The 24,122-nt window shown below is 43.3% G+C and carries 19 protein-coding genes; 10 read left to right on the top strand and 9 right to left on the bottom strand.

Going from position 1 to position 24,122, the window contains the following annotated elements; all coding sequences use genetic code 11:
* Positions 1-27 precede the first annotated feature (27 nt).
* The 4 genes from L1D60_RS10100 to L1D60_RS10085 all read right to left on the bottom strand — a co-directional run bounded on the left by L1D60_RS10100 (position 28) and on the right by L1D60_RS10085 (position 3,653).
* Entirely contained in the window at positions 28-1,251 is a 1,224-nt protein-coding gene (locus tag L1D60_RS10100; RefSeq protein WP_239840962.1) for an efflux RND transporter periplasmic adaptor subunit, read from the bottom strand.
* Positions 1,252-1,253: 2 nt separating this feature from the next.
* Positions 1,254-1,577, bottom strand: coding sequence for an MFS transporter (locus L1D60_RS10095; RefSeq protein WP_239840961.1), 324 nt, complete (start codon positions 1,575-1,577; stop codon positions 1,254-1,256).
* 238 nt (positions 1,578-1,815) lie between these two features.
* Positions 1,816-2,643, bottom strand: coding sequence for an SDR family NAD(P)-dependent oxidoreductase (locus L1D60_RS10090; RefSeq protein ID WP_239840960.1), 828 nt, complete (start codon positions 2,641-2,643; stop codon positions 1,816-1,818).
* A 230-nt stretch (positions 2,644-2,873) separates the two neighbouring features.
* Positions 2,874-3,653: a LuxR C-terminal-related transcriptional regulator gene (locus L1D60_RS10085; protein WP_239840959.1), complete on the bottom strand. Its 780-nt coding sequence runs from the start codon at positions 3,651-3,653 to the stop codon at positions 2,874-2,876.
* A gap of 247 nt (positions 3,654-3,900) precedes the next feature.
* On the opposite strand from L1D60_RS10085, the gene L1D60_RS10080 reads away from it, so the two are divergent.
* The 10 genes from L1D60_RS10080 (at position 3,901) to L1D60_RS10035 (ending at position 15,173) form a co-directional block, all read left to right on the top strand.
* Positions 3,901-5,448, top strand: a complete 1,548-nt coding sequence (locus L1D60_RS10080; RefSeq protein WP_239841000.1) for an arylsulfatase — start codon at positions 3,901-3,903, stop codon at positions 5,446-5,448.
* 262 nt (positions 5,449-5,710) lie between these two features.
* Positions 5,711-7,018, top strand: a complete 1,308-nt coding sequence (locus tag L1D60_RS10075; protein WP_239840958.1) for an anaerobic sulfatase maturase — start codon at positions 5,711-5,713, stop codon at positions 7,016-7,018.
* 10 nt (positions 7,019-7,028) lie between these two features.
* Positions 7,029-7,616 carry a hypothetical protein gene (locus L1D60_RS10070; RefSeq protein ID WP_239840957.1) on the top strand — a complete coding sequence of 196 codons (588 nt, stop codon included), beginning with the start codon at positions 7,029-7,031 and terminating at the stop codon, positions 7,614-7,616.
* Positions 7,609-8,643: a hypothetical protein gene (locus L1D60_RS10065; protein WP_239840956.1), complete on the top strand. Its 1,035-nt coding sequence runs from the start codon at positions 7,609-7,611 to the stop codon at positions 8,641-8,643. The genes L1D60_RS10070 and L1D60_RS10065 overlap by 8 nt, the downstream gene beginning before the upstream one ends.
* Before the next feature lie 57 nt (positions 8,644-8,700).
* Entirely contained in the window at positions 8,701-9,735 is a 1,035-nt protein-coding gene (locus L1D60_RS10060) for an AAA family ATPase (RefSeq protein WP_239840955.1), read from the top strand.
* A gap of 78 nt (positions 9,736-9,813) precedes the next feature.
* The gene (locus L1D60_RS10055; RefSeq protein ID WP_239840954.1) at positions 9,814-10,746 is read left to right on the top strand and encodes a DUF58 domain-containing protein; all 933 of its coding nucleotides are present in this window, start codon (positions 9,814-9,816) and stop codon (positions 10,744-10,746) included.
* Entirely contained in the window at positions 10,739-11,275 is a 537-nt protein-coding gene (locus tag L1D60_RS10050) for a DUF4381 domain-containing protein (protein WP_239840953.1), read from the top strand. The genes L1D60_RS10055 and L1D60_RS10050 overlap by 8 nt, the downstream gene beginning before the upstream one ends.
* The gene (locus tag L1D60_RS10045) at positions 11,272-12,327 is read left to right on the top strand and encodes a VWA domain-containing protein (RefSeq protein ID WP_239840952.1); all 1,056 of its coding nucleotides are present in this window, start codon (positions 11,272-11,274) and stop codon (positions 12,325-12,327) included. The genes L1D60_RS10050 and L1D60_RS10045 overlap by 4 nt, the downstream gene beginning before the upstream one ends.
* Entirely contained in the window at positions 12,317-13,915 is a 1,599-nt protein-coding gene (locus L1D60_RS10040; RefSeq protein WP_239840951.1) for a VWA domain-containing protein, read from the top strand. The genes L1D60_RS10045 and L1D60_RS10040 overlap by 11 nt, the downstream gene beginning before the upstream one ends.
* Complete coding sequence (locus tag L1D60_RS10035; protein WP_239840950.1) at positions 13,902-15,173, top strand: BatD family protein; 1,272 nt, start codon at positions 13,902-13,904, stop codon at positions 15,171-15,173. Before L1D60_RS10040 ends, L1D60_RS10035 begins: the two co-directional genes overlap by 14 nt.
* On the opposite strand, the gene L1D60_RS10030 is transcribed toward L1D60_RS10035, so the two are convergent.
* From L1D60_RS10030 to L1D60_RS10010, 5 genes are read right to left on the bottom strand one after another with little or no spacing between them, the layout of a single operon-like run.
* Positions 15,170-17,323, bottom strand: a complete 2,154-nt coding sequence (locus tag L1D60_RS10030) for an ATP-binding cassette domain-containing protein (protein ID WP_239840949.1) — start codon at positions 17,321-17,323, stop codon at positions 15,170-15,172. The two genes, L1D60_RS10035 and L1D60_RS10030, sit on opposite strands and share 4 nt — an antisense overlap.
* Position 17,324: 1 nt before the next feature.
* A complete protein-coding gene (locus L1D60_RS10025; protein ID WP_239840948.1) occupies positions 17,325-18,878 on the bottom strand; it encodes an ABC transporter ATP-binding protein in 1,554 nt (517 codons plus the stop codon).
* The gene (locus tag L1D60_RS10020; protein ID WP_239840947.1) at positions 18,878-20,272 is read right to left on the bottom strand and encodes a TolC family protein; all 1,395 of its coding nucleotides are present in this window, start codon (positions 20,270-20,272) and stop codon (positions 18,878-18,880) included. Before L1D60_RS10020 ends, L1D60_RS10025 begins: the two co-directional genes overlap by 1 nt.
* Positions 20,272-22,491 (bottom strand): response regulator, encoded by a 2,220-nt coding sequence (locus tag L1D60_RS10015; protein ID WP_239840946.1) that lies wholly within the window; start codon positions 22,489-22,491, stop codon positions 20,272-20,274. The genes L1D60_RS10020 and L1D60_RS10015 overlap by 1 nt, the downstream gene beginning before the upstream one ends.
* A 5-nt stretch (positions 22,492-22,496) precedes the next feature.
* A complete protein-coding gene (locus L1D60_RS10010) occupies positions 22,497-23,822 on the bottom strand; it encodes an HlyD family type I secretion periplasmic adaptor subunit (RefSeq protein WP_239840945.1) in 1,326 nt (441 codons plus the stop codon).
* Positions 23,823-24,122 lie beyond the last annotated feature (300 nt).

Genomic DNA, 24,122 nt, shown 5'->3' with positions numbered 1-24,122 from the left:
ACCTTTTGAAATGCATTCATGGGAAACCTACATACTGTACAAGTAGTAAATCTGTGCTTTCATACGAATAATGATGCCACGGATTACATTAAGGAAATTGAGAAATGGAATCGGCTTTTCTGCATTGACCCAAGCTAAACCAACGGCGCCAACAGGAATGTCATATCCGTCTGGTTCAGTAATGCGCAGTCTCACGAAATGGTGCTTGTTCATCACATTTTTACCTGTGGTTGCACGTACATTTGTTTCTCGCGCAAGAAGAGAGCCTTGCGATTCACCTGTTGCTTCTACAATGCCTTCGACTTCGGCTTGAAATACCTTTCCTGGGTAAATCGCAGTAGCAAATTCGGCTTCTTGTCCCACTTTGATGTTGCGGAAAGCTTGGTGGTTAATGCGCATCAAAACAAATTTTTCATTGCTGTACATTTTTAAGCGAGGCATAGCACCAACGAACTGGCCTTCACGCGCCATAAAATTAGTCACATAACCATCTGTGGGTGCGTAAATTCTGGTTTGCGACAAGTCCCATTCAGCTTGAGCAAGCGATGCCTGTTTATTTTGGAGATCTGCTTCTTTACTCACTACGGAGATCTGCGATTTCTCAATAAGGTTTAGGTTTTTTCTCGCTGTGATAAGTGATTTTGAGTATTGGGCTTCAATAATAGTAAGTTGATTTTTGGCTACTTCCACTAAGGTGCGTTGTTGATCTAACACACTTTCAGTTATGGTGTTTTTCACCTTGGCATTCTGGTCTACGTAGCGTTTTAGGGTGCGTTGTTTGAGAGTGAGATCTTGCTGCGCAGCCGCCACTTGATTTTTTAAGATCTCAATATCTTCAAGAGAGGTTTGATAATTGGTATTAGCAATATTGATATCTTGAACTGCTGAGTTGTATGCCATTTCAGCAATCGCGAGTTGCGCTTTTGCCTTATTAACTGCAATAACGTAAGAATCATCCTCAATCTCATAGATCAGTTCACCTTTTTCAATGGTGTCATTTGGAGAGATGTAAAGAGCGTCAATGTTTCCCGTTACACGTGTCGACCCAGGGCGGAGCTGAATATGAGGTGATTGAACCACTGAACCACCAGATAGATCCATAGGCGCCCAAGTGATCAAACCAACCCAGACAAAGACTAACCAAATAGACCCACCTCCGTAGGCAAATACCTTAAATGGTGTTTTCCAAGGCACCCCAATAAGACGAAGTAAGTAGATAAATAGAGCCCAAACAGCTAAACCTTCAAGCATCGTTATTCTCCTGTTTGTTCTGGTTGTGAAGGGGTTGTGTCATTCCAAACATGACGAAGACGGCGAATGCTCTGTTCAGTGTCGACAAAAGCGATAATAACGGCGAGTACCCACACCCAATGCCAGATAAAGCCTATCCAAGTGAGTATGGTCACCAAGCCCATCTGCCCATGTTTCTTTTTGTCAGCATGATGAATGGGTAGTTCGTGGAACTTCCAAAAGGCGTAAAGTGCACCAACTATCGTGCCTATAAGAACGATCCCCGCAACAACGTGTAAGCCTGTATCGAAACCTGTATCGACAAAAGGCATTGTGATTAAACTCATAACGCTTTCCTAAAATGTTCAAAAAATTGTTTAGCTAGAGTTGCTCCTTCACACCGTGAGTGAGCTATGTAGAAATGTTACGGAGGGTGTGCGAAGAGGGAATCAGTAAAAATACGGATTAGCTATTTGGTGAGCTAAAACTATGATCTCGCAGTATTAAACTAGATTGATAGAGCGTAAGAAAGCCAACGAGTGTTGGCTTAAAATGATGAGGCAGGGAGGGGGGGGAAGTTTTTGTTTATAAAGATGTTCTTTGGATTAGCCTTGTAAATAATGATCCCATAGCCTGTTCGCCAAATATTTTCTGCACCCAATACATGAGTTTTGCATCGTGAGTGGCTTGGTAACAAAGCCTCGGCTTTCTATCGAAGCCCGCTTTTATCATGTGTCGGACTGTAGATTGAGGGGTAGAGCCAGAGCGGTAAGCGTTGTTTAAAAAGTTGTGCGATTTAGCCACGACCTCTTGGTATTCTGGCTTGGAAGATGTGGCTTTCATATCACTAAGTTGGATCGCATCGAATTCAGTTTGAACGGCACCGGGTTCTATTGTCGATACTGAAATGTTGAAGGCGGCGACTTCTTGCGCTAGACCTTTAACCATGCCATTTAGAGCGTGTTTTGTTGATGAATACCAAGCATTCATGCTTGTAGAGACGCGTCCAGCGATAGAGCTGGTGAAGATAATACGACCTGAATTTCTCTCGCGCATGTGGGGTAATACCGCGCGTGCAAGGCGTGCAGCGCCATAAACGTTGGTATCAAATTGTTGTTGAACTTTAGATATTGGCGTTTCTTCGACTGGACCTGCGATGGCGTAACCTGCGTTGGCGTACACAATATCAATGTGACCCACCTCTTCGATCATTGTTGCGACCATAGCATCAACATCAGTTTCGTTACGAATGTCCACTTTAAAGATCTTCGCTCCGATCGCTTCGAGGTCAACCATTTTCTCTAGTCGTCTCGCACCACAATAAACGGTATGGCCTAAGTCTATAAGTTGGATGACAAGCTCTTTTCCGATACCAGAAGAAGCGCCAACGACTAAGACGTTTTTTGAAGGCATAAGAATACTCCAATTAAATCGATGCAAAGTGTAATTTATTGTCTGAAGAAACCCAGAACGCATTGGCTGTGTAATGAGTCGAGTCATATTCATAGAAAATAAATTGATGAGATCTAGCGATTAATGGAGACAGTATCGAACAGTATAAATTAGGAGTAATCAGTATAATTACTGTAACGTATATGGTGTTGTTACAGTAATTATATAATAGAGCGAGTCGGGTAGGCGTTCTAGTGTTCTATTCCTAGTCCGTTTCTTAAAGCGAATTGGATCAGCTCTGTGTTATTTTCAAGTTCAAGAATATCAATCATTCGATACTTGTGGGATTCAATGGTTCTTGGACTGAGAAATAATTTTTCAGCGCACTGTTTTGCAGTAAAACCTTGAGCCAATAACGTAAGTACAGAGCACTGCTTAGGAGTCAATAACAGTAGTTTTTCACTTTCATTGGCGTTGGTAGGTTGGTCTTGTTTTAAGTTCCTTACCATTGTTGAATGCTGCCAATAACACAACCAAATGTCGCAGATGAGCTTGAGTCGTGTCATGTCTTTGTCTGAAAGTGGTTCTAATTCATTGTTAAATCTAGAGAATGATAACGCTCCCCAGTCCTGCCCAAACAGTTTAAGCGGTATGATACCGTGCCATCGTCCTCCTTCCGTATGAAGCGTCTTGATTACGGAAATTTTATGGTTGCCCATTTCTTGCTCACTAAACGTAAGCCAATTTTTTTTGGTACGTAGCAACTTGAAGTAATCTAAGTAGTTTCCACTGATGAAGATTTGAGGGTTAAGTTCGGGAACCCCATCACGAGAAACGGATACCGTTTTACCATCATTTAGCATGATCATGGAGTTAGGAAATAGAGTGACGCGGTCAATGTCAAACCAAGTCAGTACGGGCTTGGCAATGGTTTTCCAAGTGTTATCAAAATCTTTTGGTAATGAGCCAATGAGGGCGTTGGATTGTTCTGTGACTAATTTTTCGAATGAGATATCGGAAATGTTTTTCATTGTAAACAGCGCGCCTTATTACAGTGCAATATAAATAAATTACCGCTTAATTAAACGATAAGTCAAATACTTCGCCATATTCATGGATATTTTACTTCTTTAGAGATAGGCGACTGAGACGAATCAGTAATACTACTGATTACGCCATTCGATGATTCTTAAATAATAGCTCACGGAAAGAAATTACGTTTAAAAAAACAAAAGGTCTTGAGCTATGTTCAAAAAGAAAACCTTCCTACAACTTGCAATGGGAGCAGCACTTGCTTCTGCTGCAATGGCAAGTTATGCGACCACTGATACAAGTCGTCCAAATATCCTAGCTATCTGGGGTGATGATATTGGTATCGATAACGTGAGTGCATACACTCGTGGGCAAGCCGGTCACTGGACGCCTAACATCGATAGAATCGCGAACGAGGGTGTTTTGTTTACTGATTTTTACGGTGATCAATCATGTACTGCAGGTCGTTCTTCGTTCATTACTGGTCAACACCCGATTCGTACTGGCTTGACGAAAGTTGGTATGCCTGGCGCGAAACAAGGCATGAAGCCAGAGGATCCAACACTTGCAACAATGCTTAAAGAAAAAGGCTACATGACAGGCCAGTTTGGTAAGAACCACCTTGGTGATTTGGACTCTCAACTACCGACAGAGCATGGTTTTGATGAGTTCTTCGGTAACTTATATCACCTAAATGCAGAGGAAGAGCCTGAGCATCCAGATTATCCGAAAATGCCGGGCTTTAAGAAAAAGTTTGGTCCTCGCGGTGTTATCCACTCATACGCTGATGGTCGTGTAGAAGATACAGGTGCGTTAACAATCAAACGAATGGAAACGGTAGATGAAGAAACGTTAGAAGCGGCTCTGGACTTCATCGATCGTGCGCATAAAGAGAACAAGCCATTCTTCTTATGGTACAACTCGACACGTATGCATGTATGGACTCACCTAAAAGAAGAGTCAAAAGGCATCTCTAAGCGTGGTGGCTTATACGGTGACGGAATGGTTGAGCACGATAACATGGTCGGCCAACTGCTTGATAAACTTGATGAACTCAAAATTGCTGACAACACGATTGTTTCTTACACCACGGATAATGGCGTAGAGAAATGGGGTTGGCCTGATGGTGGTACATCTCGTTTTTACGGTGAGAAAAACTCAACATGGGAGGGTGGTTTCCGCGTACCAGCTATGATGCGTTGGCCAAATAAGATCCCTGCTGGTTCGGTTGCGAATGAAATTGCATCACACCTAGATTGGGCTCCCACTTTTGTTGCTGCTGCAGGTGAGCCAAAGCTTGTAGAGAAGCTGAAGAAAGGCACCAAACTTAATGGCAAAGAGTACAAAGTACACCTAGATGGTTACAACCTGATGCCTGCGCTTAAGGAAGGCAAAAACACGACAGCTGACAATAACCCTAATTGGCCACGTAAGAACTTTATCTATGCGACAGATAACGGTGACATCTCAGCGATTCGTTTTGGCGATTGGAAAGTGATGTTCTCGGTGAACAACTGTCACGGTATTGAAACTTGGACATGTGCCTTTGAAGAGCTGCGTTTCCCATACATCTTTAACTTGCGCCAAGACCCATACGAGTCAGCGCTGCATGAAAGTACGGGCTACCAGAACTGGCGTGTAGAGCATTTACCTTACATGTACCTTGGTGCTGCTCAAACATACCAATTCTTGCAGACGTTCCAAGAATTCCCACCACGTCAAGTACCGGGCTCTTTCTCAATTGACCAGATTGTTGAGAAGATGAACATCTGGCAACGTGCTCAGTATCAATAGAGTTGCGTTACAACAACGAGCATTTTCAAAGCAATACAGTCTATAAGGCATAGATTTATTTGAACTTAAATTGCTCATCGGGAACAGGAGAGAGCGGCCATTGTGGTCGCTCTTTTTCGTTGTCTGGCAGTAAGTAGATACCGTAATACTACTGATTACCCAACGAGTAGCTTGATGAATAATGGATGCAGATAACCGATATAGGTCGGTGTTAGGGAAGTTGTTGCACAGTGAATGTGATTGAACGATAAGAGGAATAACAATGGCTCAATCAGCTCAACTCGATACCCTTGTGTTGCCGAAAGCAGCACCAGCACAGCGAATGAACATCATGACTAAGCCTATTGGGGCTGCATGTAATATTGACTGTACTTACTGCTACTACTTGAGCAAGGAAGAATTGCTTGGGCATGAGCAGGGCTGTGCCACACAAATGAGCAAAGAGATGCTCGAAACCTATATTCGCACATACATTGAACAGCATAACTACCCAGAAATAGTATTTCACTGGCAAGGCGGCGAGCCAACTTTACTCGGTGTTAACTATTTTCGTGATGTTGTAAGCCTTCAAAAAAAGTACTGCCCAAAGGGCGTCAAAATAGAGAATAACATTCAAACTAACGGTACGTTGCTCAATGATGAATGGGGTAAGTTTTTAAGCAAAAACAACTTCCTAGTAGGTTTGAGTATTGATGGGCCGGAAATGGTCCACAATGCGTATCGCACCAACCGCGCAGGTCGTGGCACTTTCAAGCAAACCATGAAAGGTGTAGAGATTCTACATAAACACGAGGTTAATTTTGCGACCTTGACTTGTGTGAACAACCTTACTGGCTCTAACCCTCTAGATGTTTACCGTTTTTTGCGTGATGAAGTTCGTTCACCACAGATGCAGTTTATTCCAATTGTCGAACCAAAATCATTTCGTGATACCGCACCACAGAGGTGGTCAGATGAAGACGTTATTTTTCAAGGGATGCCAGAAACAGAACCTAGTCACCCGAACTCAATTGTTGAATCGTGGTGCGTATCGGACCATCAATGGGGTGAGTTTCTATGCACCATCTTCGATGAGTGGTTAGAAAATGATATCGGTAAAGTACATGTGCCGTATTTTGAAGCATGTGTTGAAACATGGATGGGTCGAGTTAATCCTCTTTGTACTCTTGCTCCTATGTGTGGAAAGGGTTTGGCTATCGAGCACAATGGTGACGTGTTTGCTTGTGATCATTACGTATATCCAGAGTATAAGCTTGGAAACATCAATGATGCGCAGTTGGAAGAGATGCAATTCTCTCAAGGTCAAGAAGAGTTTGGGCGTGCAAAAGAGGCGTCACTTCCAAATCAATGTCGAGCGTGTACATACCAATTCGCCTGTTTTGGTGAATGTCCCAAAAATCGTTTTATCAAAACATTGGATGGTGAATCAGGGTTGAACTACCTGTGTGCTGGTTGGAAGCGATTCTTCTCACATATAGATCCTTACATCTCAATGATCGTAGCGACGATGGGATATCCCGTTAACAAGGGAATCAATCACGACGCAATCAAGATTCAATTTAACAAGTAGGGCGGTACCCATGAAATTAAAGCAAACATTACTATTATCTTTGGCACTGCTAACTCAAGTCGCCCATGCTCAACAAGACGTTGCAGCTACTATTGAATCACTCTTTGCACGTACATCACTAGACGCGATGCTCGAAGTCGCCTCTCAGACAAAAAGTGAACGGTATACTGAATTTGCAACCTTGTTTAATTACTGCCAGAAACTGCCAAACGATGACAAATGCGGTAAAGAGTACAACGTAAAGCGCGAGAATTACGAAGTTGCAAAAGCCAATCACGATGTATTGATAATGGCGCAAGACCCTGAGTTTATTGGTCTGCTAATGCCTGCATCAAACTATCCTGAGCTTGTTCATGCACTCAAAGCATTGGGGTATTTATCTGTTGAGTCGAGTGCGAAAAACGCTAAGCACGAACAGGTGATGGTGGCATTAAACCGCTGGCTTGAAGCACATAACTTCTCGAAAACGGAGCAGATTTACTTCATGCACGCGTTACTTGTGAGAACAGACGAGTTGTCAAAGCAGCTCATTGAACAGCACTCAGCTCAAAGTAGTTCGGCATTATCAAACGTCGAAAGCGAGTCTAATTATGGCTAGAGGAAAACACCGCCATAGTTGGGCAAAGGGTGTTTGCTGCATTGTAGGAATAGTGGCTTGTTTTACTTCGCAGGTAGTGGTTGCTGCAAGCTCCGCTTCGAGTCAGAACTATAGTAATCAGGCGAGCGCCGCATCCGGTCATCGTGAACAACTATTAGCAGAATACTCGCAAGATGAAACCTTAGAGTTAGAACAGCGTGCAGCAGCGACTGTCAACTTAGGGATGCATTACGGCCCGAATGCGATCATCGCTGTTGCGCGAGCATCTCGATCGACGGATGTTGAAATGCGTTTAGCGGCAATACAAGCCGCTGATCAGTGGCAAGGTAAAGCGAAGTGGGACGTAGTTGCTCCGTTGCTCAATGACGATAACGTTCTGGTACAGAAAGAAGCAGTAAGAACACTGATTGTATTGTGGCCCGAACTTAAAGGTGACTATTTAGACATCTTGACTTCTGCTGTAGAGCGACACCTCAGTCGTTTGCCTATGGATATTGATGGAGATTTGGAACGAGCTTGGATCTACAACATCCGAAGTGAGCGCCAGAAAGCGACAGACCTCTATTTCGCAATGCAAAACCGATATCACGATCCTCGAGTCTCAATTGTTTATGCCGATTTTTTGAAGAAGTCTGGCAAAGAGAGCGAGGGAATACGCGTGCTCAACCAAGCCCTTATAGAATTCCCTAATTCCGCTGCGCTTCATTATAGCCTTGGGCTTGCCTATTTAAGGGCTGACAAGCGCCACGAGGCTCTAGGGGAATTACGCAGTGCCTATGAATTGGAACCAAATCGAGGCTCGTATGGTTACATTTATGCCACGCTGATCCGCGATGAAGATCCCAAAGCGGCAGCTTCAATATACCGCTCTATCTATCAACACCGAGCTCAGCCAGCATATCTTTATGCGCTGTGTGAAACGCTGTTGCTTGATGGTCAGGATGCGACACTCTGTCTGAACGAATTACAAAGTGTAGCGCCATCAGACGTGGTTTCTCAGCTGAAGAATCTATCTCAATCCAAATAACGTTCGCTTTAGTCGCTTCAGCGCTGAGCAACTTCATCAGTTTTATAAGGTAATGTGATGTCTACAGAGACGTATACAGTGATTCACGATGTGATTGAAAAGACTAACCAGTCGATCATCGGCCAACAAGATGTCACGAAATCGATGATGATCGCATTGCTGACAGGCGGCCATATTCTCTTAGAGGGGCTCCCTGGCACGGCAAAAACTCGTGCCGCTAAAGTGTTGTCAGAGCTTATCAATATGGACTTTAGCCGAGTTCAATTTACACCGGATTTGTTACCTTCAGACGTTACCGGTACGCAAATGTATCATCAAGAACGAGGCAGTTTAGCGTTTAAACCCGGTCCTATTTTTAGCTCAATGGTTTTGGCTGACGAGATAAATCGTGCACCCGCTAAAGTACAAGCGGCACTGCTGGAAGCGATGGCTGAGGGAACCGTGACGGTAGCGGGTGAGACTCGCGCATTGCCAGAACCTTTCCTTGTAATTGCGACACAGAACCCTATAGAGCAAGAAGGGACATATCCATTGCCAGAAGCGCAACTGGATCGTTTTATGATGAAAGTGCGAGTCGATTACCCCGACAATGAGGCTGAAATGGCGATCATTGATTTGGTTCGAGAAGAAGAGCTGTGTATCCGTGAAAACACCTCTAATTTAGAGAGCGAAAGCCAAAGCGCCAAAGATAAAGCTTCTGAAATTGATTCATCACATTCGGCATTTATGGGGCGTATTGAACACATAACTGCGGGTAAAGAAGCCGTTAAACGAGTGCATAGTTCTCAATCCATCAAACAGTATATTGTTGACCTTGTGATGGCAACGCGTTTCCCACATCTGTATCCAGACTCTCGTTTAGAACAGTGGATTGAAGTGGGTGTAAGCCCACGAGCATCGATCGCATTAGATAAATGCAGCAGAGCACATGCTTGGTTATCAGGACGTGACCATGTGACGCCAGACGATGTTCGATCAGTAGTCGTGTCGGTGCTGGGGCATCGAATTACACCGAGCTTTGAAGCTTTATCCCAGTCAATCAGTACTGAGCAGATCGTCGACGAACTGTTGATGAATGTCGCTATCACTTAACCGGACCATTGTCCCGCATTCCAACTTTAGATAAGTCCAGAAAATTAGATAAGTTCCGAAAAATAGTAGGAGAGCGTTATGGCTCAGTCATTCGATTCTAGAGTCGCGGCGTCATTTGAATCATTAATGGCACTCAGACCACAATCCACCGGGTTCTCACTTCCACCGTTGTCCAAGAGTCGTAGCCGTCAGGCGGGAAGTCATGTATCCAGTTATCGTGGTCGAGGTCTAAATTTTGAAGAGTTTAGGCATTATCAAATGGGTGATGATATTCGCAGTATTGATTGGAACGTAACGCAAAGGATGGGAGAGGCGTATATACGAGTTCAGAGTGAAGAGAAAGATCTGCCTATCGTATTAGTCGTTGACCAGCGTAGTAGCATGTTTTTCTCTTCGGTCGATACTATGAAGTCGGTTGTAGCGGCGCAAGTAGCTAGTTGTTGTGGTTGGAAAATATCTAAAGATGGCGATCGAGTTGCGGCGCTCATCTTTTCTGATCATCAACTTCAATGGTACAAACCGCAGCGTCAAGCAAGTCATGTCGCGCGTATTCTCCAATCTTTAGCACAAACGAATCAACTGTTGTTGGAGAGTCATACTAGCCAGTCTGTAGAGGGTCTTTCATCTGCGCTTAATAAACTCGCCAAGCTCAAGCTTAAAGGCTGTCTGATGCTGTTTATTTCCGATTTCAATGGTATTACTGAAACGGATGTACAGAGAATTCAATGGTTGAAAAGACATAATGATGTGATGGCGGTTGCGATCAACGATCCTATGGAAACGGAGTTGACCATTTCAGACCCTCTAACCATCAGCGATGGCTCGCTACAGTTGCCTGTTGATAGGTCGTTAAACAGTCAACTCGTCAACTATAACCAGGAGGTCAAGCGAGCCTATAGAGAGGTTTATGACTTACTTCGAACTGGTTCTTTGGATGTGATTCGCCTGAATACATCGGGTGATCATATTGCGTCGTTCATTAGCCAAGTAAACGGAGGTCGAAGTGTCTGACAATCGTGTGCTGTTAAAAGACTTTATTGACCCAACGGTGATTGTGGATGTCAGTTGGGCACCGACCACATTGGGTTGGAAGATTCTTTATACGATATTGGTGGTTTGGCTTTTTTGGAAGTTAGTTCATCGCTATCGATGTTTCAAAGCAAATCAATATCGTCGCGACGCATTGGAAAAATTGAATCAATTAACCCGTGATAGACGAAACGGCATCATTGATGTCGACCAAGAGTTGTACCAATCAAATCGTATTCTTAAAGCCGTTGCGTGTCATGCTTATCCAAACTCTGATGTGGCTATGTTGTTTGGAGCCAAATGGTGTGATTTCCTCACGAATGTATCTGAGTTATCGCAAAGAGTAGGCCACGCAGCACCATTCAAAAACAATCAGGGTGGAGTGTTACTGGCTTGGCAACAAAATTTGTATACGTCAACCTCGACACATGATTGGACAGAGGCGCAACTCAAACAAATTCGTCAATTCGTAAAAGCTTGGATTAAATACCACCCCGGAGAGGTTCAATGATTGCATTTGAACATATGTGGGCGTTTGGACTACTGCCTCTACCAGTGATTATTTACCTATCGCTCCCTATTTATAAAACCCCACAAAAGGCCATTAAGGTTCCATTCTTTAATACTTTGGTGCGCTATTTAGGTGTCAATGGTGAGCGAGGTACAAACGCGCTGAGTGCCGGAGCATGGCAACGGTCATCGTTGTTTCTTGGGTGGTTACTTTTAGTTCTCGCAGCGGCGAAACCGGTATGGCTTGGACCTGAAGAAATAAGGGAACTTGCGGGGCGCGACATTATGATTGTATTGGATTTATCAGGTTCGATGGCAACGCGAGATTTTGTTGATTCTAATAAAGCAGAGCAGAGTCGATTGTCTGCATCAAAAAGCGTATTAAAGTCGTTTGTTGAGCAAAGAGAAGCTGATCGCTTTGGTTTAATCATCTTTGGAGACTCAGCATTTTTGCAATCGCCGTTCACTATCGACCACGCTGCATGGCTTAGGTTATTGAATGAAACGCAACCTGCTATGGCAGGCCAGAGTACACACCTTGGTGATGCCATTGGTCTAGGGATTAAGACCTTTATTTCCGAGGCCAAAAACCAAGATAAAGAGACGTTACCCACGCGTGAGCATCTCATGGTTGTTCTGACAGACGGTAACGACACGGACAGCCTAGTACCACCTATCGATGCAGCGAAAGTTGCGGCGGCGAATGGAATTAAATTACATATTGTGGCGATGGGTAACCCTGAAACTAGAGGGGAGCAGGCTGTTGATATGGAGACAATCAAGCAGATGACCACGATAACCGGAGGAGAAGATTTCCTCGCAATGTCTACGAAAGAGTTGACAGCGATTTACGACACCATTAACAGGATGGAGCCGAGTGTTTTTGATAGTTATCGATACCAACCAAAGCAGAGCCTGCACTATGTTCCAATTTTGATGGCTTTTCTCTACCACCTGTTGTTCATGCTATATCGCGTTGTTAAATATTCAGCCTTGGCCAGCGTGACAACCTTAAACAGTGTGACAAATAAAGAGGCGCAGCATGATGGATAATTTTCACTTCATACGCCCATTATGGTTGAGCCTACTGATTCCTTTCATCGCTGTAGTTTTCGTTAACTGGAGGAATAATTACAAGAACAAAGAGTGGGTGACACACATACCAAAGCACCTGTCGGATGTGTTATTGGTTGGGCAGGAGAGTCGCGGAAAGAACCTACCAATTCAACTTCTTGGGGTTCTTGGTTTGGTCGCTATTATTGTTGCTGCGGGACCAAGTTGGTACCGGCAAGCCTCCCCATTCGCTGAAGATACAACACCGCTGGTGGTGGTACTTGATGTGTCTGATTCAATGATGCAAAACGATCTCGCTCCAAGCCGTTTATACAGAGCTAAACAGAAAATCTCATCTCTGATTGAGTTGCAGGGAAAGGGGAAAACAGCATTGATTGCCTATTCAGGGAGTGCGCATTTAGCGATGCCATTGACACAAGATATCGAAGTCTTTAAGCCGCTATTGCAAGCGATTAAACCTGAAGTGATGCCACGTGAGGGAAAATTTGCTCAATACACATTACCCATTGTCGATCAGATCATTCCAAGAGATAGCGTTGCAGCAACGGTGTTGTTGGTTACTGATGCGTTAAATCAGAGGGCGCTGTCTGAGTATCATGATTACTTTAACGCGAGAGGGTACCAACTTCTCGTTTATGGGGTTGGTAACCCAAGTGTTGAGAGTGCTCTACCAGTTGAAGAAGAAAAGCTGTCGATGCTTGCCGAAGCTGCCAATGGGGAGTTAGTTCTATTCACGTCTGATGATCAAGATATCTTGCGCCTGAGCGATAGGGTTACCGCTTACGCTGAGCTATCGTCCAATCAGGCAGAGCCTTGGTTTGATGCGAGTTATCCGTTGGTTTGGGTATTGGTGATTCCCTATTTATTGTGGTTTAGAAAAGGTTGGCTCGTGCAGTGGAGTGTGTTTGGCTTGGCTTTGGCATGTTCTACTAATAGCCCTCAACTCTCTGCCGCAGAGCTTTCGATGACCGATCTATGGCTAACTAAGAACCAACAAGGGGCTTTGCATTATCAACAGCAAGAGTACTTAGAAGCCGCTAAGGTTTTTCAAACTGAGCTTTTAAAAGCAGGCGCTTACTATCAGGCGGGGGATTATGAAACGGCTCAGCAACTTTATATGCGAAGTGATACGTTACAAGGTCATTTAGGAGTCGCCGCCTGCCTTGCACAACAAAAAGAGTTCGTCGCTGCGAGAGAACATTATCGGGATATTGTTAATCGCTATCCTAGCAATCATGAGGCGCAGCATAACTTAAAGGTGATTGAAGCTGTTATCGCATATATTGATAACTTCACTGAGCAACAATCAAAAAGCAATGAGCGACAAGTCAGTAGAGAAAACGGAGACAAACCACAGCGAGCCGATGGCGTTAAACAACAAGTTGAAAAAGACCAGATCATTGAGGAACACCTGTCTGCAGAAGAGGTTTTGAATGACTCAAACGCCAACGAAAAGTGGATGAAGCGCGTGCAGAGTGATCTATCTATTTATTTGGCTAAGAAGTTTTCGCTCCAGTATCAGCAAGGGCAAGCAACAACAACGGAGTGGCGCGATGGAGAAGAATAATTGGGTTCAGTATCTCTTGGTTTGGCTTCTTTTCTTTTCCGCTACACTTTGTGCTCAGGAACACAGTACACCAACAAGTGACTCACACATTATAGTAAAAACTTGGATAAGCCATGTATCGAACAGGCCGGTTGCCCATGAGCAAGTTTTGGTTAACATCGCTGTGATGACAGATACTTGGTTTACCAAAGGAACGCGGATACATCGCTTTGAGATAGATAACGCGATGGTGTTGACCAACAGCATGTCGACGATGAACTCAACGGAACGTCTAAACGGAAAAGTGTATTCGACACAGCATTGGCAAGTGGAAGTATATCCATTGAAAGGTGGTATGTTCAAAGTTCCCTCAATCACGATTGATGTTGTGACAAAAGGTGAACGAGGATCATTGCCACAGACGTTAATGACAGAGGCGTTGGATTTTGAGGTTGAAACAAACAACGCTCTTTTGAAGCTTGAACACTCATCTCTCCAACCCGGCTCTACGTTGGTAGGACACAATGCCCAGCTTTTAGAGGAGTGGACGATTACAAAGCAAAGTTCAGAGCAAAATACAGACCTTCAAATTGGAGATTCAATAGAGCGTAAGGTGACCCTATTAGCCGAAGATACGGTGAGTATGTTATTGCCTTCTGTTGTTGAAGCATTAAGCGAAAACAATACGGATTTTATTAGCTTCCCTATTCTTGATAAGACACAAGATGAGATCGTTCGAGGTTTAAGGCTCGCCACCAAAACGCAAACGGCAACTTATGTGGTAAAACAAGCCGGTCAAGTCACTTTGCCTGCAATTACGCTAATGTGGTGGGATACACATGCACAGGCAATGCAGGTGCTGAAATTGCCAGAGAAGACTTGGCAAGTGAGTCATACACTGGCTTCGTTTTGGGACATGTATAGTAGAGTTATACTGCTTACATTAGCTGCAGCGCTTACTGTTATTTTCGGTTTAATGCGGCTCTACCACTACTTACAAAACCAATCTAGTAACGCTTGGTGGACACTAGCTGTTTCGATAAAGAGGCGAGACATCCCATTATATGAGACGTCACTTTATCAGATAGCACTTAGTCGATATCGGAAGCGAGTATTGGTGACAGGTGGTTATGCGCCATGGGCGCTGCGTGAGATTCAAACAAGATATAGAATTCACAATAAGCTCGCCAATATTGACAGAAACAATGTCTCGCGAGTCGAACTCATTAAATTGTTTGTAGGCTTTATCTTCAAATACGAACGCCTCGACTCGGTTTAGTTAATCATTGAAGGAGCCGCCTGTAGTACTTTATCTGGAGTACCGAAAAACTTTTGTGAGCCATCCTTTTCCATTAGTAAACATCTATCTGAAACTGCGACCATGGCTTTACTGGTAGTGGTAAAGATCACCGTGCAATTTGCTAACCGTTCTTTGAACAAAAGAGTGAGATAGCGGCTGTTCTCATTTTCGGCACCAACGAAGGGCTCATCGAGAATCAGAACTTTTTTATGGCAGTCCCCCAGACCGATTGCTAAAACCAATTTTCGATACACGCCGTCAGGAAGTTGGTCGAGAAACTCCGTATTTAAGAGCGTATTCTTTCCTTGAGGTAAGTAGGGTAGAAGGTCGAAGAAGTTGAGCATCTCATCAATGGTTTCATCTTGCACATATCCGTTATATACCGTGTAGTTAGCGTGCACAGTAGATGGGTAAAGGTGCATGTTGAATGGAATATATGTGAGGCTACTTCTAAGTCTGAAGTTATTGAACTGAGCCACGTTGTAGCCGTCATAGAGTAGCTGGCCTTGAAAACGGGTTTCTATTCCAGAAAGGATGTTCATTAACGTTGTTTTTCCGGCACCAGACGGTGCACATACCGCTACTTTTTGTCCTGGGGTGGCAGCAATAGATAAATTAGTTAGACCGTTGCCTACCCCAGGATAACGGTGTGACAGTCCTTTGATACTAACCCGGCCACCCAACTCTTGAATAGGTGGACTTTTCTCCATTTTGGTTTTGTCGTCATCAAGCGACATCAAAGCATTGATTTGGGCAGAAGAGGCCTTAATCGTGTCGATTTTTGCGAGTGAATTGTAGATCCCCATGATCGGCGTGAGTGTCTTCCAAACCAAAATGATGATTGCGAGCATTGCGCCAGGGTTGGCATCTCCAGCCATCACCGCAGATACTGCAGTAACAATACTGGCGGTACCAATTACTTGAATCAGACTACTGCCGAGTTGCTGGATTTTAGAGTTAGTAATTGAAACTTGATGAGAGTCTTTAAGGCGTTGAGTCAGCGCGGCGTTGAAACGGGACTTGACGACTGAAAGTAGTGGTAGCTTTTGTATTGAACCTACGTTGGTTAACAACTCGTTCCACTGGTAAGAAACCATCGCGTTGGCGCGAGAACTTCGCGATGTGGCTTGCAGGTAGATATAGCGAGCATAAATGCAGAACACCACCATTATCGCGATGCCAATTAAGACTGTAATAGCAGCGCTTCCAGACATAGCAAAAATCGCGATAAGAAAGATAAAGATAAATGGCAGATCAAAGTAGCTTAAGCTCGACTCTGCTGTTACGAGCTGTCTAAACTGGTCGATATCTTTGAGTCGCGCTAACTGTGAAGAAGTAGTGGCGCTAGAGGTCATCGCGTAGGGCAGCCACAATAACTTAGAGATAACGTGGTATGAAATATAATGGGCAAGCTCTTGCCCTGAGGTGTTGAGAATACTCATTCTCTGTCGTTTCAAAAAGTGTTCCATTAGAGCGACAGCAATTGCGCCAGAGGCAAGCCAATATAAGGTTGAGGCGGAGTCTGCGGTTAACGCAAAGGTATACACTCCCATAATGAAAAACGGTTGTATGGTTCCAAACAGAGTGATGAAAAGGCTCAATAGAGCGAGACTTTTAAATTCAGCACTATGTTCATAGAAGATGTGTTTTACCCAGTTACGTTTGTCTTGTGATTCAGGTGGAGGCTCACGAAAAATACGCGAATAACTCGATATAGCGCAAACGTGCGCCTTAAATTTTTCCGGAAGTGGACTCTGAATGGGGATATCATTTTCGTAGTCGTATAGGTGTAACACCTCTTTGTCGACACCTAACAAAATGTAGTTCTGACGATTGATTGAGATAAACGCAGGGCAACTGAGTTTTTCTAGTTGTTTAAGGTTGGTGATTTTTTCGTGCAGACATTGGTAGCCGAGTCGTGAAAGCGTGGCATCAAACGCTTTAAAGTGGTTTTTATCACTGATAAACGTGTCCGATAAAAGCTCCGCAGTGCCTTCCCATTGCAGAGCGACCAGAGTGTAGCTTAACCCCAGTAATAGAGGGTTTTCAGCGTAGCGGCTTGAAAGGTGGCCTTCTCTAAAGTGGAGTAGGCGCTCTTTTATCTCGTCAAAAGCAATTAATGTATCCATGCTATGCCACCTCACGAGCTTTGATGTGTTCGATGTTACGATCTTTGTGTTTTATCTTGTTACTTGCGATAACGAACAAATAAGAGTTGATCCTTGGACGCAAACAAGAGAGTAAATTAGCCGAAAAGTCGACGTCATAAGCGAGATCGAAGTCATCTATGAGTACGATTTTCTTATTACTGAGTAGTGCTCGTACAATGAGCAATGCAAAGTTAACCTTGCGTGAGAATGGCTTAATACCTGTAGTGGTAATCTCAGTGTAGAAACCTTGCTTGAGGTCGTCGATATCGCTTTTGATTCCTAAAGCTTCACACAGTGAGTAAGCGGCCTTGTGAAGTTCAGGTCGAAAGCAGGTGATATTATCGATGATCGTACCATCAACAAAAGTGCTGTGCTTATTGATCATGATAATGTTGTCGGTGAGGGTGACCTCGATTTTTTCTTCCAGCGTTGCCTCACTCGAACATTGGCTTAACCCTCGCAAGATCGACGATTTACCTGACCCAGATTGACCGGAAAGTATGGAAATTTTATTCGCTTGAAACAGATAGCGCTCTTGGCCCTTATAACTGACATATTTTGGTGGTACGCCTACTCGTTGATTGGATTTATGCTCAGTCGCCATTTCTAATATTTCATTCAATCTCTTGATATAACTCTTATTAACCTTCCATTGGCTAATGGCACGCATGGTCTGTTGGTAAGGGCCAAAGAAACGATTGGTGAGAAGAATAATAGCGGCCATTACGCCTTGGCTTATATCGAGGTTGATAACAGCCATCGCGCTGGTCACGACAGTTAGGATTACAGCAAGTTGTTGAATCAAAGTTAATGTTAGGCTGAATTTTGATTCTTGTTTCTCAAATTCGCTAGTGTGGTATTCACGCTCTTTAACCATGGTGTTCATTAAGTTCTCAAGCCTGTACTCCATTGAGCGACCTTTGATATCGAGCGGATAGGAGATGATATCGATGATGTTAGAATTCGTGGTGCCATCGATATCAGATTTTTTCTGCATCAAAGCCACTTTGCTTTTTGATAAGTGAAGGGCTGTAACTAACAGGAATAGGGAACTCACTACCAAAATTAATCCAGCTAGCGGGTTGATAACCGCAATGATTAATAGAGTAACAAGACAAGTAAACGCGTTGATGAGTGCGCCGATGAGTTCACCGCTGTAGTAGGAACGTAACCCTAGAATGGTGGTGAGTCTCTCCAAATATGAGCCTGTATCTAGCTTTTTGAATTGAGCACTGTCTGAATGACAGATGGCGTTGAAGATCTGATTTGTCGCAGACTGTTCAAAGCGGTTGCCAATTCTCGATACCATCGACTCTTCAATATTTTTGATTTTATAGTCGAGCATGATCGCGATCAGGATAATCACGAAGATGAAATAAAGAGATGAGCTCGATTCGTTTGGGATAATACGGTCGAAAATGATCAGTATTGAAAACGGTAATACCAACCCAAGAATAGTGGTCAATATACTCGATATCACTAAGAAGCTAGTATCGCTTGCACTCAACTTCGGGAGATAATTAAGTTTGTCCATTATTCTTCTCCTTGAGCTGACAAGCTGTCGATGATTGATAAATCAAACGTGTCTTCGATAGGAATCATCCGTTCAGAAATACGATTGAGCTCTTCTAAATCTATGGCGCCGAATAGGGCTCTTAGTTTGGTGACATTGATGACGTAATCATATTGATTGGTGTAGTACTCACGAATACTGTCAAAAAGATCTGATTCGGAATTCAGTAAGTCGGTTAAGGTTTTTGTGCCAAGTCGATAAGCCTTTTTGTTACCTTGGTAAACGCGATAGTTTGCGATCACAGCAGCACGTAAATAGGACATGGCCTCGATGTTAGCATTGATGGTCAGTACGGTATCATCTAGAGCAAATTGAGCGTCATTCAGCGCTTGGTCATATTGAGCGGAGAATTGCTGAATGCGGCCTTTGTTCTTTTGATATTCGTAATAGTCACTACCGCCCTCAAAGATGGGCAAGTCGACCGTTAAGCTGTAGGTTGTGGTGTCGGTTTTAGAATTGTCACGATTGCTGTCTTCGTACTCGTAATTAGCTGAAGCTTGTAGTGTAGGGTAGAAATCAGAACGCGACTTACTCAGAGTTCGTTTTGATTTATCTAATAGCGACTTTGCAATGGCAATGTCGAAATTCATTTCTACCAGTTTTCCTTTAAGTTGTGCTTTTTCTGAGTCAGAGATAGGCAGATATTGATTGTTGAGCGCAACGTCAAAAGAGGGGACAACTTGGGTTTGTGACGTTGACTGCAACTGATTCAACGATAAATTTATCTGTTTATTGATGTCTGATATCTGTTTGCTGGTGGTGTTCTTTCTCGCCTGCGTTTCATAAACATCCGTTTTCGGTAAATTGCCTAATTCATTGTTACGAGTAACTTGTTTTAGACGAGACACTGACGAACGATATTGAGCATCGGTGACTTTTCTTTGAGCATGAAATTTTAGATATGAAAAGTAGTTATCGACAACTTCAACCACCGTGTCATTGACCAATTTGTCATGTTGCAGTTTGCTGATCTGCACGTCCAATTCCGATTCGCGGTAAGTGTTATAACGCGAGACATCTAACAAAGTTTGTGATACCGATAGGGTGTAACCATTGCTGTTGTAATTTTGGTTGCTTGGCTGCAAAGCGCGTACGTCTGATTCATTCCATGTCGTATTGGCGTTGGCATTGATAGTCGGATAGAAAAAGGCTGAGCTAATGTCTTTGTCAAACTCGGTGCTTCGAATTTCATACCTTGAATTGATAATGCTGTAATTCTTTTCAATGGCTTCATCGATCACTATAGATAGCTCGCCAGCTTGGGTATTGATATTACCAGCAAGGGCGATTAGGGCGATTAAGGACAGACGAATGGACGACTTGCTATGCCCTCTTGCATCAAACGCTGCGTTCATTAACCCACCTTCCTAATCGCCATGTATTTCTTGATAACGGAATAAATTTCATCATTTTTGTATGGCTTACTGATGACATAATCCATGCCAGCATCGACACAGCGTTTGTGTTCTTTGTTACTGGTTAGAGCTGTTGCACCGATGATGGTGGTTGGTGGTAGGTGATTATCACGTTCGTATTGTCGAATATGAGTCGTTGCTTCTATACCATCCATGTTTGGCATAATGCAGTCCATGAAGATGATATCGAATTGTTGTTCTTTGATAAGCGCAACGGCTTTGGCACCGTCATCGACACCTTGGCACTGGAAGTCAAAATTGGAGAGAATTTTGTTAAGAATGATCTGTTGCACTCTATCATCTTCAACGATCAAGAATTGCTTGTCAGACTGGTTCTCTTTCTCACTTTCACTGTCCAATGTTTTAACGATATTGTCGACGAAGTCGATAGGGGTGAACGGGTGGTAAAACACATAATCAACGTGGTTGTATGTATCGTCTAGATCGGCTGAACTCGACATAGAGAGCATCAGTTTGATCTCTTTGGCCGCTAATCGTGCTTTAAGTGTCTTACAGAATGAATCGAGGGTGATACCCTTAATGTGGTCAGTTAAGAATATTCCGTCGTGAGGTTTTAAATCCTTCATCATCTTAAAGATGTCGTTAGCCGTGCTCGCCAATACCACATTGGCTCCTTCGTTATTAAAGGTTTGACTCAATATATCGAGCTGCAGGCTGTCGGTACCGCATAGTAAAATGGTACGCCCTTCTAAACGGTTAGTTAAAGGGGCGTACTGAGAGGTGTTGACATCAAAATTGATTACCATCTTTTCTGCTTCTTCCAATGACATCAATATCGCAGAATAGTTTTTGATTCCGGTAAGTAGGTTATTTGCGAGTTCGACATTGGTAATATCTTTGATTTGCGCATCACTCCAGTTGAGTCTTTCTAGACGCTCTATCTGGGTATAAGTATCGCGATAAAAATAGAGTGACAGAGTGATACGTAATTTGTCGACCTGAGACGAACTAGTGCATCCAACATGAAGTAAAGCATTTGCGTGCGTAGGGGTAGCAATTTTATTGGATATTTGGAGCAGCAATATCCAAAACAACCCGGTTTGACTGCCGTAGAGCTGAGCCGGAATGGTATTTTCAACGAAGCACTCAAGTGTTTTGGATTGTTGCTTAGATTTAGTGGCAGTAAGAACAATCAACTCACTAATTAAGTCATAAAAGTCGATATTCTTGTCATCGTTTAACGCGTCTACGTTCGATAAACGGTTGAAGTTGTCTGCGAGGTTTTCTAACGTCCACGTCGCGGAGATGATCTCTTTGGCAAGCAGTGCGCCATTTTCATCACTGTCCTTTACTAGCAGCTTAATACCACCCTGAATGGTATTGGTAATTCCTCGAACTTCATAACCCAACAGGTTATAAAGACGTTGGTATAAGTCAGTCTGTGATTTTTGCTCTTCCAACTGCTCATAACTTGACAGCAGCTTGGCGTAGATATTCTTTTCAATGCTTGAAGTTTCGACACTTGAGATACGTGCCTTTACAGCTTCGTGGTCGATGCTTTTGAGGTTACTTGATATCTGCTTAAAGGTCGCATGCGCTTGATCTTTTTGTGTTCGGGTCCGACTTAATAGTCGACTATTTTGGGTAAAATAGACAAATAGCGTCAAAAAGAGCGCTAGATTAAAACCGACGATCGTATAGAGCTGTAATTGTGAGTTTTGCGCGGCTTGGTTGTGGTAGTTATCCATGAAGCTATTAACGGTATTGATGCTTTTCTCAGATGCCACTCGCAATGAACGGTTTAATTGGTTTAAATCTCCGGTTTCTTGATATTTTTGGAAATGAAGCTCTAGCAAATCAAAACCTAAAACGCCTGTCAAAAGGGCTAGCGACTTCTCTTCAGAGATCAGTCGTTGTAGTTCTGATAGCTCACCTTGAAGATTACTAATCAATAAGTTAACTTGATTTTTCTCACAGCGTTGAACGTTGGTACTACATAGGTCTAACGTTGAGTTTAGTGTTGATATATCACTAAGAACTTGATGAGATTTACCAAATAAGAGCGACTGGGCATTGCTACGCTCATTGTTGTTGTAGATGGTTTGAACGGTATAAACCGCACTCGTACCCAAAATAGCAACGATAATAATGAACAGTAAGTGACTTAGTTTATGGGTGTATCTATTTGACTGACTCATGGCCGCTACCTCTCATCAAAAGATTCATCGAGCGCGGTCATGATCGGCTTCAAGGCGTAATCGATCACTTTTCGGCTACCGGTTTTAATGTCTGCAGTAAACTCCATGTAAGGAGCAATGTAATATTGGATTTGATTACGCGTTAGGTAGTTCTCGGTAATCTTGATTTTGGCGATGTAGTACTCTTGCTCTTTTTCTTCGTAAGAGCTGCGAGAAATGGATTCGATGTTGCCAGATAAGATGCCGTACTTGGCAAAGTTATAGGTATCGAATTTGAGTTTGACCTCTTGTCCTTTTTCGATGAAGCCTACGTCCTTACGCGGTATTTTGACCTCTGCATGCATCTCATTGTTGAGTGGCGTGATATCCGCGATGCTGTCTCCGGGAGGGATGACGGCTGATTGGTAATTGAAGTTGATTTTGTCGACCTTGCCATCAACAGGAGAGAACACTAATAGCCTCTCCACCTTGTCGGTTACCGACGGAAGTTGAGTCTGTTTGATCTTAAGGTTGTTGTTTACTTCAGTAAGTTTGGCGTAATAGTCGGTTCTACGATTCTTTTGGTTGTCACTCAACTGCTTTTCAAGACGAGTAAGTTGGAACTCTTCGTTTAAGATGCCTTCATTAAGATTCTCAATCTCACGCAACATGTTCAGATGCTGTACCTTCATGTTCAGCACATCTATATGCGATGCCATCTCTTCTTTATAAAGCTGATCTTTGATCTTCAGTTGCTGATTAATCACGGCCAGTTGCTGCTTTGAAGAGGCAACACGACGGTTCATTGATTCGATCAACCCTTTTTTATGCTGAATATCATGTAAGAACAGCTCATCATTAGATCGATTTCGATTGTTTTCTTCTGTCCATGAGAGGGTTTGCGTTTCAACTAAAGCAGGGTAGTTTGCGTAATGTGAAAAGTCAGGTTGTGTGTCATGAATGAGAGCTTGGTATTTGAGTTTTTCGACCTGAAGTTGAGATATTTCGTATCGAGTGGATTGCAACTCCGACACACGGTCTTGCGAAGTTAATGTTGCTATTTTTTGACCTTTATAGACAAGGTCACCGGGAGAGATATAGAGCTCTTCTAGAATACCGCCTTCTAAATGCTGTACTTTCTCAACGTCCGAATCGAGTAAAACCTCGCCTCTTGTCGACACGGTAATATCAATGGTGGCTTGGGTCGCCCAGATCACGATGCCTAATATAAAAGCAGCAATGATCACAAAGACTTTATTTACTGTAACTTTGTCTTGGGAATTTGACGTATCGAGCGTTGATTGGTGCTCTTGGTTAATCGAGCGCTCGATGATTTTATCTAGTTCATTCATAAGCCAGCCATCCTTGCCCTTCGCTTTGAATTGTTCGCAGTATACGAGTGGTATTGAGTATCAAGCGAGTTTATTGACGTTGTAATTTCGCTGCTCGGATAGGCGGTCCATATGCAACGCGTTTTTGTTTTCTTTTTACTCTAGTACAGATTTGTTAGAAGAGACGCCTAACTCGTTAATTTTTAATATGTATTAAACAGAATGAGCGTCGGATCATCTTTTTATTCCATACGGCTTTGATCAGCTTGTGTTATGTGCTTGGTGTCCTATGCTACGTATAGCATAGAAATAATAAGAAAC

The sequence above is a fragment of the Vibrio sp. Isolate30 genome, assembly GCF_022397975.1.
Classification (GTDB): domain Bacteria; phylum Pseudomonadota; class Gammaproteobacteria; order Enterobacterales; family Vibrionaceae; genus Vibrio; species Vibrio fortis.
This window is presented reverse-complemented; position numbering and strand designations above follow the sequence as displayed.

Bases quoted from the DNA above. Each gene is read 5' to 3' on its own strand.
- L1D60_RS10100 (WP_239840962.1), bottom strand. From the start codon at position 1,251: ATGCTTGAAGGTTTAGCTGTTTGGGCTCTATTTATCTACTTACTTCGT.
- L1D60_RS10095 (WP_239840961.1), bottom strand. From the start codon at position 1,577: ATGAGTTTAATCACAATGCCTTTTGTCGATACAGGTTTCGATACAGGC.
- L1D60_RS10090 (WP_239840960.1), bottom strand. From the start codon at position 2,643: ATGCCTTCAAAAAACGTCTTAGTCGTTGGCGCTTCTTCTGGTATCGGA.
- L1D60_RS10085 (WP_239840959.1), bottom strand. From the start codon at position 3,653: ATGAAAAACATTTCCGATATCTCATTCGAAAAATTAGTCACAGAACAA.
- L1D60_RS10080 (WP_239841000.1), top strand. From the start codon at position 3,901: ATGGGAGCAGCACTTGCTTCTGCTGCAATGGCAAGTTATGCGACCACT.
- L1D60_RS10075 (WP_239840958.1), top strand. From the start codon at position 5,711: ATGGCTCAATCAGCTCAACTCGATACCCTTGTGTTGCCGAAAGCAGCA.
- L1D60_RS10070 (WP_239840957.1), top strand. From the start codon at position 7,029: ATGAAATTAAAGCAAACATTACTATTATCTTTGGCACTGCTAACTCAA.
- L1D60_RS10065 (WP_239840956.1), top strand. From the start codon at position 7,609: ATGGCTAGAGGAAAACACCGCCATAGTTGGGCAAAGGGTGTTTGCTGC.
- L1D60_RS10060 (WP_239840955.1), top strand. From the start codon at position 8,701: ATGTCTACAGAGACGTATACAGTGATTCACGATGTGATTGAAAAGACT.
- L1D60_RS10055 (WP_239840954.1), top strand. From the start codon at position 9,814: ATGGCTCAGTCATTCGATTCTAGAGTCGCGGCGTCATTTGAATCATTA.
- L1D60_RS10045 (WP_239840952.1), top strand. From the start codon at position 11,272: ATGATTGCATTTGAACATATGTGGGCGTTTGGACTACTGCCTCTACCA.
- L1D60_RS10040 (WP_239840951.1), top strand. From the start codon at position 12,317: ATGATGGATAATTTTCACTTCATACGCCCATTATGGTTGAGCCTACTG.
- L1D60_RS10035 (WP_239840950.1), top strand. From the start codon at position 13,902: ATGGAGAAGAATAATTGGGTTCAGTATCTCTTGGTTTGGCTTCTTTTC.
- L1D60_RS10030 (WP_239840949.1), bottom strand. From the start codon at position 17,323: ATGGATACATTAATTGCTTTTGACGAGATAAAAGAGCGCCTACTCCAC.
- L1D60_RS10025 (WP_239840948.1), bottom strand. From the start codon at position 18,878: ATGGACAAACTTAATTATCTCCCGAAGTTGAGTGCAAGCGATACTAGC.
- L1D60_RS10020 (WP_239840947.1), bottom strand. From the start codon at position 20,272: ATGAACGCAGCGTTTGATGCAAGAGGGCATAGCAAGTCGTCCATTCGT.
- L1D60_RS10015 (WP_239840946.1), bottom strand. From the start codon at position 22,491: ATGAGTCAGTCAAATAGATACACCCATAAACTAAGTCACTTACTGTTC.
- L1D60_RS10010 (WP_239840945.1), bottom strand. From the start codon at position 23,822: ATGAATGAACTAGATAAAATCATCGAGCGCTCGATTAACCAAGAGCAC.